This window comes from Anabaena azotica SJ-1, from assembly GCF_047275885.1.
GTDB classification, from domain to species: domain Bacteria; phylum Cyanobacteriota; class Cyanobacteriia; order Cyanobacteriales; family Nostocaceae; genus Trichormus_B; species Trichormus_B azotica_A.
Genome location: NZ_CP178454.1, coordinates 3,650,459 through 3,662,573 on the forward strand (window position 1 = coordinate 3,650,459; position 12,115 = coordinate 3,662,573).

The 12,115-nt window shown below is 38.7% G+C and carries 6 protein-coding genes; all 6 read right to left on the reverse strand.

The window, feature by feature from the left end:
- Positions 1-19: 19 nt before the first annotated feature.
- Positions 20-2,968, reverse strand: a complete 2,949-nt coding sequence (locus tag ACLLO5_RS16030; RefSeq protein WP_413171500.1) for a PAS domain S-box protein — start codon at positions 2,966-2,968, stop codon at positions 20-22.
- A 48-nt stretch (positions 2,969-3,016) separates the two neighbouring features.
- Complete coding sequence (locus ACLLO5_RS16035; protein ID WP_413171501.1) at positions 3,017-4,894, reverse strand: response regulator; 1,878 nt, start codon at positions 4,892-4,894, stop codon at positions 3,017-3,019.
- A gap of 245 nt (positions 4,895-5,139) precedes the next feature.
- Positions 5,140-7,584 (reverse strand): phosphoenolpyruvate synthase, encoded by a 2,445-nt coding sequence (gene ppsA, locus ACLLO5_RS16040; RefSeq protein WP_413171502.1) that lies wholly within the window; start codon positions 7,582-7,584, stop codon positions 5,140-5,142.
- Between the two features lie 799 nt (positions 7,585-8,383).
- Positions 8,384-8,605 carry a DUF4327 family protein gene (locus ACLLO5_RS16045; RefSeq protein ID WP_413171503.1) on the reverse strand — a complete coding sequence of 74 codons (222 nt, stop codon included), beginning with the start codon at positions 8,603-8,605 and terminating at the stop codon, positions 8,384-8,386.
- Between the two features lie 230 nt (positions 8,606-8,835).
- Entirely contained in the window at positions 8,836-10,737 is a 1,902-nt protein-coding gene (locus ACLLO5_RS16050) for a CheR family methyltransferase (protein WP_413171504.1), read from the reverse strand.
- A gap of 328 nt (positions 10,738-11,065) precedes the next feature.
- Positions 11,066-11,935: a polyphosphate kinase 2 family protein gene (locus ACLLO5_RS16055; protein ID WP_413171505.1), complete on the reverse strand. Its 870-nt coding sequence runs from the start codon at positions 11,933-11,935 to the stop codon at positions 11,066-11,068.
- Positions 11,936-12,115 lie beyond the last annotated feature (180 nt).

Genomic DNA, 12,115 nt, shown 5'->3' on the forward strand with positions numbered 1-12,115 from the left:
CTTTTGCCTTCTGCATCTTTTAACAGACTGGCAAAGTGAATAAAAATGTACTACCCAAACCAAGAGTGCTTTCAGCCCAGATGCGTCCACCATGTTGACTAATAATACTACGACAGATAGCTAAACCCAAACCAGTACCACCTTTGCTACGAGAGTCGGAAGCATCTACTTGTTGGAATTTCTCAAAGATAGTTTCTAATTTTTCTGTGGGAATACCCTGTCCTTGATCTGTGACTTGAACTAAGACAAAATCCGACTGTTGTTCAACATTAATAGTAATTGTGGAATTGGGAGGCGAAAATTTAATAGCATTTCCCAAAAGATTAGTCAGTGTTTGAATAATCGCATCTGCCACTGCCCAGACTTGTGCTTCTGTAGGGTAGATATTAACGTTAATATATTGCTGTTGGGCAAGAGGTTGCACTACCATCACTGCTTGCTCAATCAATTCATTTACTTGACAGGTAGTCTTTTCTACGATTAACTTACTAGATTCTAAGCGTTCTATATCAAGAATATCATTAACTAGACGCACCAAGCGATCGCAATCAATACTGGCAATTTCCATCATTCGTTTAAACTTGTCCGGTTTTTGATCGTAAATACCACTATTTAATAAGTCCAGTGCTGCTTGAATAGCAGTTAATGGGGTACGGAGTTCGTGACTGACAATACTCATAAATTCATTCTTCATTTCCTCAATTTTTTGCTCTTCAGTAATATCCTCTACCAGACCAGCTAACCGGATGACTTCCCCTCTGTCATTTTTGATGGGAAATGAGCGATCGCTAATCCAACGGATAGAACCATCAGGACGGATAATGCGATATTTTTGATTGTACTGTCCTGTAACTATCAGTTCGGGAATAGACATCTCCACACGCTGACGGTCTTGTGGATGAATAGGATCTAACCAACCTTGAGGATTTTGAGAGAGACTTTCACAACTTCTTTGCCAGATGCTTTCATAAGCAGGACTCACATATAAAACTTGTTCATGTTTAGCATCTGTCATCCAAAATACAGCTTGGATATTTTCTGCTAACTGACGGAACTTTTCTTCACTCTCCCGTAAGTCATCGGCAATGCGTTTGCGTTCCGTGATATCTTGCTGTACGGCAACGAAAACATCACCATAGTCAGGATGATGGAATACAGAAGCCGTGGCACTAGACCAAAATGGAGTTCCATCTTTTTTGACATTATGAACTTCATAGGTAACTTCACCCTGTTCTAAGATGCTAGACTCAATACTTCGATGTACATCTTCAGGCGTTAGCGAATCATTGGCATAGTTGACAATGGAAACGTGCTGTCCGTTGAGTTCACCAGGGTCATAACCAAACATCTGCTCAAATTTAGGATTGGCATAGACAATAACTCCGTTATCAGCTTTGACTAAACAGATACCTTCTGCCATGTTACTGGTGATCACAGCCTGGAGTTTCAGCAATTGTTCAGCTTGTTTGAGTCGAGTGATGTCGTTGTTGATTTCTAAAATCTTGATTGGTTGACCGGCGTTGTCTGTTTGTAAAACCCAACGACTGGCTACAGTTATAGATTGAGCATCGCGGCGGAAATGGGTGAGTTCTCCTTCCCAGTAACCTGTTGCTAACAATTGGGCTTCAATTTCTGTCAATGATTGGGGAAATTGAGTTTGCAAGAGAGTATGGGAGATTTGACCCAAGGCTTCAACTTTCGTCCAGCCATACATCTTTTCTGCACCTTGATTCCAGAAGGTAATCACGCCGTTCAACTCACGGCTGATGATGGAGTCGTGTGCTAAATCTAGGAGTTGTACCTGTTCGGCAAGTATGCGTTGGTTTTGTTGCTGCTGGATCAATGTTTCTACCAGCAGGTCATTGGTTGTTTTCAATTCCTCGGTGCGCTGGGCTACCCGTTGCTCAAGTTCAGCATTCAGTTGTTGCAGTTCCAGTTGTGTCTGTCTGCGTTGGGTAATATCGTCACTAAAAAAAATAAGACCACCAATTTCACCTGTAGCGGTGTACCAGGGGTGAACTTCCCAAGATAGCCACAGCTGTCTGCCATCGGCTCGCACAAATAAATCTTCATCACATTTTTCGCTGATCCCAGCTAAACACCGTTGATGAATCTGTCGCCATCTTTCTGGGATGTCGGGAAAAATTTCGTAGTGCGATCGCCCAATCAGCGATTCCACAGAATCGAGATCATAGTCGTCTACCCATCTTTGGCTGGCCATCACACAGCGCATATCTTTGTCAAACATGGCAATTCCCGCAGGTGCATACTTGGCAAATAAGCTTAAGATGGCTGTTTTTTCCTGCAAACTTTGTTCTGCTTGTTGGCGTTCTCTCAGTTCAGTCTGTACCTGTGCAAATAGAACTGCTTGCTGAATGGCAATACTTACCTGTTCTCCCACCTGTTGTAACAGAGCAATTTCTGAAGATTGCCACTCACGGGGAGCAGCACAATGATGAGCAGCCAGTAAACCCCATAATTCATCTTTGAGGAGAATCGGAACTACCAAATTAGCTTTGACTTGGAGACTGGCCAGGAATTCGATATGACAGGGGCTAATACCAGCATTATAAATATCAGCTTTGGCAGTAACTAAGCCTTGTTTAAAAAGTGCAATCTTTTTTTCGCCAATGCAGGGGTCATAAATCTGGAGTGGTAAAATTGCCATCCATTCTGGTGCCACAGATTCAACTACAGTTGCTCCACACCAACCAGGAGCAAATTGGAAGACAATCACGCGATCGCATTCCAAAAATTGTCTCACTTCCTCAACTGTTGTTTGGAGAATATCTTGTAAATTCAGGGACTGTCGAATCCGTTGCGTCATTTTCATGACTAAGGCTTGTTGCTCCAATTGCTGTTGGAGAAAATCTTGTGTTTTCTGCCATTGTTCAGCGTTTTCTTGAGTGATTTGCTGGAGTAGTTTTTGAAATTTTTCTTTAGCTCTTTGAATTAGTTTTAAAGTCATTCTTGCCGATATACAAATTAAAGTGAAAGTATTGTTTTTCAGCAAACCCTAATTAATATGAGTAGTTGCCCATCGTCTTCTTTCAATCAGATTGAAAATGCGTGTCACTAATTCTGTTTCTACTATTGGCTTGGTGATAAAATCATCGGCTCCACTAGCAAAAGCTTGTTGCAGAGATTCCATATCATTGTGAATCGTGACTATAGACACGGGTAAATTGCCTCGTTGAGCATCTTGCCGCACTACTCGACACAATTCTAAGCCATTCACTACTGGCATTTCTAAATCAAGCATGACTAAATCTGGTGATGTTGCTGTTAACACTTGCCAAAAATCCTGGGATTGGGAAAGGGTGATTACATTTAGTCCCCAAGGAGTCAGTAAAGCAGATAATCCTGCCAGCATTACCGGGTCATCATCCACGATCAAAACTTTGGCTGCTAAAGGCTGGACTGGAGGTAAAACATAAGTTAATGTTTGAAAAATTTGTGCCGTTGTTGCCGGTTTATGTAAAAATTGCCGTGCGCCCAAACGTGACACCACCAATCTGTCAGCTAGGCTATCCCGGACCGTAAACACAATAATTGGTAATTTAGGGGTACGTTCTAACAATTCCTCTAGTAGAGTGATTCCATCTTCTTGTGTATCTGGAAAATTCAAATCTAATAAAACTGCATCAGGAGTAGCCAAGGACAGAAAATTACGGGCAGTTGCTAAATCAGGAGCAATTGTCATTGTCATACCCCAAGCTTCTGCTTGAACCTGCAAGACGGTGGTTAATTTTGTATCGTCATCAACTACTAATATATGATGATTTTGGCGTATGAGTGGAGGTGGGGTATTATTAATTACTGGTGGATTTGTTAGTTCTTGTCGTAATGCTGTGACTATTTGGCAAAACTCAGTAATATCTGTATCTGTCAGTGTGCGATTTTGAATTAGTAAATTTTCTAATGCTCGTGCCAGTCTAGAACCTTGAGGATATCCAAAGGTTTCCATAGAACCAGCTAACTTATGTGTTTCTTTTTTTGCGGTTTGTTGTAATTCTGCGTGCCAATTACCAGCTAACAGGTCATTTTTGGCTTGTTCTAGAATTTCTACTTGTTCACTAAAAGAAGTCTGAAATTGTTCTAATACTTGATTAACAGAAGTTAAATTTTGGAGACTGAGTGGATGAGTGACTGGGTAATTTGACTCTGTTTCTGGGACGTTCGCTAATTTATCCCACTGTTGAGCAGTTGGCGGCTCATTTAGGTGTAGTTTTAAGCGATAGCCAATACCATAGACTGTTTCTAGAATGTCTTCTGCTAGTCCTCCGGCTTTGAGTTTCTTGCGTAAGTCTTTAATATGTGTGGTGACTGACTTTTCACCTGGTGCATCATCAAATCCCCACAGTCGGTCTAATATGACTTTGCGGCTAAACAGACGATTAGGGTGCTGTAAAAATAATTCTAGTAGACTGTATTCTGTCGGTGTGAGTGCAATTATTTGGTCTAGATAAGTTACTTTGCCTGAGATTTGATCTAGACATAGATTTCCCCACGTTAACTTAGATGTGGAAAACTCTATACTCCGTCGTAATAAAGAGCGAATTGTTGCCAGCAATGCTGCTTCGTTGTAGGGCTTAGTTATGTAATCATCTGCACCAGCATCTAAGCCAGCCACAATATCTGCATGGCGATTTTTGACAGTGAGCAATAAAATGGGTGTAGTGTACCCTAGCGATCGCAGTTGGCGACACAGGCTGATACCATCCAGTTGAGGCATCAGCCAGTCTAATAAAATTAAGTCATATTTAACTACTATTGCCAGCGTTAAACCTATTTCACCATTAGTTGCTAAGTCAACTGAGTAATGATTTTCCGTTAGCAATTGTGCTAGTTTCTGACTGAGTAATGTGTCATCCTCTACTAATAAAATTCTCATGCTGGGTATTATACAGGATTAGCAATCGCTCATAGAAATATGGACAAAGCTACCCATTAATAGCCAAATCTAGACAACTATGTTTGTAATCTTAGTCCAAAGTCCTAAAACTACAGGGATAAACAGCAAGAGAAGAGGGGGCAGGGGAGCAGGGGAGCAGAGGGGCAGGGGAGCAGAGGGGCAGAGGGGCAGGGTAAAATAAATTCTTTCTTCTTCCTGAACTCCTGTCACCTGTCACCTGTCACCTATTCCCTATTCTCTTCTGCTGCGGCGATTTCTAACAGCGTTTTAATTACTGAATCAGGGTTGAGGCTGATAGAATCTATGCCTTCTTGAACTAGGAAGCGGGCAAATTCTGGATAATCGCTGGGTGCTTGACCACAGATACCAATTTTGCGATTAAATTGTTTTGCGGTGGCGATCGCTTTAGCAATTGTCCTTTTCACGGCTTGATTGCGTTCGTCAAACAGATGGGCTACTAATTCTGAATCTCGGTCTAGTCCTAAAGTTAACTGTGTTAAGTCATTAGAACCAATGGAGAAGCCGTCAAAAACTTGGCTAAATTCGTCTGCTAAGACCACGTTACTTGGTAATTCACACATGACGTAGACTTCTAAGCCGTTTTCGCCTTTTACCAAGCCATTGGCTGCCATTTCTTCGAGTACCCGTTTTCCTTCTTCGGGAGTGCGACAGAAGGGAACCATTAAAATCATGTTGGTTAAACCCATTTCGTCCCGTACCCGTTTCATTGCCTCACATTCTAGAGCAAAACCTTCACGGTAACGGGGATCATAGTAGCGAGAAGCACCACGCCAACCAATCATGGGGTTTTCTTCTTTCGGTTCAAATTGTCTGCCACCCAAGAGGTTTGCATATTCGTTACTCTTGAAGTCAGAAAGGCGAACAATTACAGGTTTAGGATAAAATGCTGCGGCAATTGTCCCAATACCTTGTGCTAATTGGGCAATAAAGAACTCAGCTTTATTTTCGTATTGGGTTGTTAACTCTGCAATCTTATATTTAGCAAGTTCGTCTTCTAATTCATCAAAGTGAATTAATGCTAAAGGATGTGCTTTGATGTGGTTAGCAATAATAAATTCCATCCGTGCTAAACCTACACCATCATTAGGAATTGCGGTTAAACCTAGTGCTTCCTCTGGATTACCCACATTCATCATAATTTTGGTGCGGGTACGAGGTAAGTTTTCTAAAGGTAATTCTTGAATTTCAAAATTCAATAAACCTGCATAAACTTTACCTGTTTCACCTTCTGCACAACTAACAGTTATTTCTTGTCCTGTTTGTAATACTGTTGTGGCATTTCCACAGCCGACAATGGCAGGAATTCCCATTTCTCTGGCGATAATTGCAGCGTGACAAGTCCTACCACCAGCGTTGGTGACAATGGCACTAGCACGTTTCATGATTGGCTCCCAATCTGGATCTGTGCGGTTGGTAACTAGTACGTCTCCTGGTTGGAAAAGGTTGATTTGGCTGGCATCAAGTATAACTCTGGCTTTACCTTGGCCAATCATTTCGCCAACGCTACGACCTGTGAGGAGAACTTCACCTTTTTCCTTAAGTTGATAAGTTTTAAGGACGGTTTTAGATTTTTGAGATTGTACTGTTTCTGGTCTAGCTTGGACAATAAATAATTCACCAGTTATACCATCTTTTGCCCATTCAATATCCATTGGTGTTTCCATACCACGGACTTGGGAATAATGGTCTTCGATGATGCAAGCCCAGTTTGCAAGTTGTAGTATTTCGTCATTGTTGAGGGCAAATTGATTACGTTCTGCGGGAAGAACGGAGACGTTTTTGGTTAGTTTCATCCCGCCTTGGTCATAAACCATTTTAATTTCTTTGGTTCCCAGCCGTTTTTGCAGAATGGGTTTATATCCTTGTTTTAAGGTGGGTTTGAATACTAAATATTCGTCTGGGTTAACGGCACCTTGAACTACGTTTTCACCTAAACCATAGGCAGCTGTAATTAGGGCTGCATTTTTAAAACCTGTTTCCGTATCAATGGAGAACATGACACCAGAACTAGCTAAGTCAGAACGTACCATTTTTTGTACGCCTACTGACAGTGCGACCTCGAAGTGGTCAAAACCTCTGAGTTGTCTATAGGAAATGGCACGGTCGGTAAAAATGGAAGCAAAGCATTGATGACAGGATTCTAGTACGCCTTTGAGTCCATGAACGTTGAGATAGGTTTCTTGCTGTCCCGCAAAACTAGCATCGGGTAGGTCTTCTGCGGTGGCACTGGAACGTACTGCAACGTCGGTATCTTCACCGTATTCTTGGCAAAGGGTTTGGTAGGATCTGGCGATCGCTTCTTGCAAGTCTAGGGGAAATGGTGTTTCCAACATGAGCGATCGCGCTTGTTTACCACATTGCCGCAAATTATCCACATCTTCAACATCTAAGGCCGCAAAAATCTTTCTTAATCTGGCTTCTAAACCCGCTGTAGTGATGAAGTATCTATAAGCATACGCTGTGGTAGCAAATCCGGTGGGAACCTTGACTCCTTTGGGTCTAAGTTCTTGAATCATCTCTCCCAAGGAAGCATTTTTGCCACCAACAAAAGGAATATCTGCAATCCCAACAGCATTAAAAGGTAGGACTAAGGCCTGTTCTTTGGAGAATGGGCGATCTGTTTCTTGATTGCGTCGTATTTCCAGCATATTTGAGAGTCCTTTAAAATATATCAATATTTTGATGAAGAAGCTTTTAGTAAATTCTTCTGCTTCCAGTTTTCATAATTATTTTTATACATAGAGAATTTGAGGAACTTGTGAGGATATAACTTGAAGAAACGTAAAGTAAATATCTATCTAATATTTTCTAATATTTTTTAATATTTAGAAATAATAAGCTATGTGTTGATATCGAAAGAATCCTCACAACTTCCTCACATTTATAAACTAAGTTATAGATATAACAACTTTATTTTCACCTCGACTCGGCTGGTTAATTGACGGCTAGAACACCGGGCGAAGCATTCGGACAGGATATGAATAATTTCAGCGATAGGTTATCACCCGAATGCGTCGCCCCCACTTTTATTAATAGGATTTAATTAGTATTATGAATTACTGTCCTTGTTGTTCGGACTTGCTTTTACAGCATATACGCAGGTCTGAAATTTACTGGTTTTGTCGTACTTGTTGGCAAGAAATGCCTGTAATTAAGAGCCATTTATCAAGTTCCTTATCAGAGACTATTTTAGGTACTTTACCTAGAAAACCTCAAAAACACTCACTTTTAGGTGGCTTTAAATAATTCAAAATAGAGGAATCCTATTCCCTACTTCTACGAGTAATTTTACTCATCAAACCCAAACCCTATAATTGAAGCCATAAATTATTATTGGAAACCCCCAGAATTAATATGGGGGATTGAACTATTGCTGATAAGAGTTTATGTTTGAATTGAGAATTGATGTCCGATCTTGCTAATTGTTGATTTACTGTTAGTGTTGTTTCAATCTTCTTCCCATTTTTCCGAGCCAAGCAAGTCAATAATCCTATCTCTGAGCAAATATTCGTTATTTTCGAGTTCATGCTCAAAATCAGCCCATTCACGATCAGGAATATATTTAAAAAGGGTAAATATTGGCTGTTGTCTGTTAACAAGTCCCTTTCTAGCAAGTTGACGAGCTTCTTCCTGGATAACTTCGATGTCGTATTTTATAGCAGTATCCACAGCTTATTACCTCGTTATTCATCAAGGAATTAAGAAACAAAAGCATAATTTTTTTGCCTCTACTTTCAATTTATCAAACATTTGAGTAAATATGTAAACATTGACAATATTAATATTTAATAAGTAACATTACTTTCCATACTAACGTCAGTTGCTAGTTACCAATTTCATTAATTCTGACTACTGAAATACTGATCGTGCAGGTTGGTGCAAGCCATACTCTTTCTTTATTATTCTGGATACTGCTGTCGTCTTGCTTCAATTTCTTGAGCAGAAATCATACTCTTTATTTTCTCAATATCCACCATAATCAAAACTACCCCTTCTATCTCTTTGTCAATGAGGGGAGTAATAGCAATATAACATCTAATTGGCTTGCCCCGACGATTAATAGCATCTAAAATCATTTCTTGAAATTGTTTTTTCCCAAATAGGAAGTCACGGATAGGCGATTGCAACTTATCGACAGGTAAACCAATATCTAAGCTAAAGAGAGATTTATTAATTACTTCTTCACTACGTAAACCCCATAAATCTTCTAATAAATGATTCCAAATTAAAATATTAAAGCTTTTGTCAATGACGACCATTCCTGTTTGTAGACTTTTGACAATGGAAATCATAAAAAGATTGGTACGGTTAAGTTCTAAGGTACGTTGACTTAGTTCATAATTAATTGTTTGTAATTCCTCATTTGTAGATTGGAGTTCTTCATTCATTGTCTCCAGTTCTTGATTTGTAGATTGGAGTTCTTCGTTAATAGTTTCTAATTCTTCGTTGGTAGACTGAAGTTCTTCATTAGTGGTTTCTAATTCTTCGTTGGTAGACTGGAGTTCTTCATTAGTAGTTTCTAAATCTTGCTGATAACGTTGCAATGCGTCTTGAAGTTTAATATAGCGACTAACATCATAAAAAGTAATGGTGACACCTAAGAAACTTAGATCAGTATCTTGAAGTGGTGTAATCCTGACATCTAAATATTGCTTTTCAGAGTTAGATAAATATCGCTCTACATTTGTCAAAGTGATGGGACGACGCTCATTATATGCTCTTTCAATTAGCGATCGCAACTCTATTGGTCGATAGGAAAGTTCTAAATCTTGAAAAGGACGATCTAAGTCTTTTTGTGACAAACTGAATAAAGAGCGTGCTTGCTCATTAATCATCACTAATAAGCCATCGATATTAATAACTATTTCCGCAATTTGGGCTGTATCAAAAACTAGCTCTCGGAGTTTAATATATTGAGTAAATTGTTTGCTAGGTTCATCTTCAGTAGAATTTGCCATGATTAATAAGCGATCGCGTATATTTGTTGATGAAACTTTAGTAAATATACGGTTTTTTAATTCTATAGGTGTAAATAAATTAGCGTGCATCAATAGCATCTCCGCTTTCCCCAAAAACAGATAACCAGTATCATTCAGCGCAAAATGGAAACGAGCTAATATCTGTCCCTGAGCCTCACTATTGAAATACATAAGTGTATTGCGGCACACGAGTAAATCTATCCGAGAAATCGGTGCATCCTGAATTAAATTATGACGACCAAAAATTACAGAACGGCGTAAATCTTGCCTAAATACATAACTTTCCCCTACTACTTCAAAATATTTATCCCGCAGTTGCAATGGTATGGACTGGATATCTTTGGCTAAATATACCGCTTGACGAGCTTCCTGAAGCGTTTCTTCATCCACATCTGTGGCGTAGATTTTTACCCATTGACGAAAATCATCTACTCCTAATATTTCTGCTATGAGCATTGCTAGAGTATAAGCTTCTTCTCCAGAAGCACAACCAGCAGACCAAATACGAATCTGCTCACCATTTTTTTTACATCTAATGATATTGGGTATGATTTGTTTTCCCAAATATTCCCAAGCCGAATCATCCCGAAAAAAGTCAGTTACATTAATCAAAATAGTATTAAATAAATAATTAAATTCTGCTGGATAAACTTGAAGATAGTCTATATAATCTGTAAAGTTTTCTAGATTTACTGACTGCATTCGCTTATATATGCGCCGCATTAAAGTTGATCTTTTATAGCCTGTGAAATCAAAACCCCGGCTTTGTCTGATATACATCAGTAAATTTTCAAAATCGAGGTTTTTTTCTGGGGAAGTCATAAGTTTGCTCAGAGGATATCAGGTTTTGGGTATGGTTTAATTTTGAGAACGATCTAAGTAGTTGGACAAAATTAAATTCATTTGTTGAGAGAGGGAAAGGGAACAGGGAACAGGGAACAGGGAACAGGGAACAGGAAGACAATCTGTGTAATTAATTCTGTTTAGATACTTAATCATAACTATAATTTCCAGCATTTTCACAAATTGCTCTTAATTAATTACCAATATTGAATAAATATCATTCCAAAGGAGGATAACATTTATATCAAAAGTAAGGTAAAATCTGGGAGATGATTGTTCACTCCTTTGGTGTATTGAATATTTACGGTTAATCTTCATTTTCTAAAATTTTCTTAGCTTCCAAAAGCCTCTGACGATGATCTTCAGATATGCGGGGATATTGTAAATTTAATTCTTTTAATTTTGTACAAATAATCTCCGATACAACCAATCTTGTAAACCATTTGCGATCAGCAGGAATAATATACCAAGGAGCATACTCTGTACTAGTGTGGTTAAAAACTTCTTCATACGCAGTTATGTAATCATCCCAAAAGCCTCTTTCCCTCACATCACTAGCTGAAAATTTCCAATGTTTTTCTGGTGATTCAATTCTGTCTAAAAAGCGTTTTTTCTGTTCCTTTTTTGAAACATTGAGAAAAAATTTGAGGACGATAATCCCATTATTGACTAAGTATTTTTCAAAATTATTAATTTCCTCAAATCGCTGTTGCCATATTTGATTACCTTGCGGACTATAATGAAGTTGTTGTTTTTCTAGAATTTCTGGATGTACACGCACTATCAACAATTCTTCATAATATGAACGGTTGAATATACCGATTCTACCTCGTTCTGGTAAAGCCTTCATTGTCCGCCATAAGTAATCATGGTCTAATTCTTCTTCACTTGGTGCTTTGAAACTAAATACCTGACATCCTTGTGGATTGATCCCAGACATAACGTGCTTGATAGTGCTATCTTTACCAGCCGCATCCATTGCTTGAAAGATAATTAGCAGTGCATAAGTATTTTGAGCATAGAGAATATCTTGATATTTAGCTAATTGTCGAATACCTGCTTGTAATTTTATTTTTGCATCAGCTTTTTCGTGATATTCAGCTTTATAGGATGGATCATAATCATTCTTTAAAGAAATTTTCTGGCTTGGAGAAACAATAAAAGCATCATGATTCATGTTTAATTATAACCTTGGCGACAACTTGTAAAATATTCTCTTAAGATACTATGGATTTTAAATTTCGGATTGATTACATAGATAAATCCAGGGACTTTTACCATCAAAAAATTATTGTTTATTTAAAAAAAAGTTATTTAGAAATTAATTTAGAACTTAATTTTAAAATATTACTTTTAT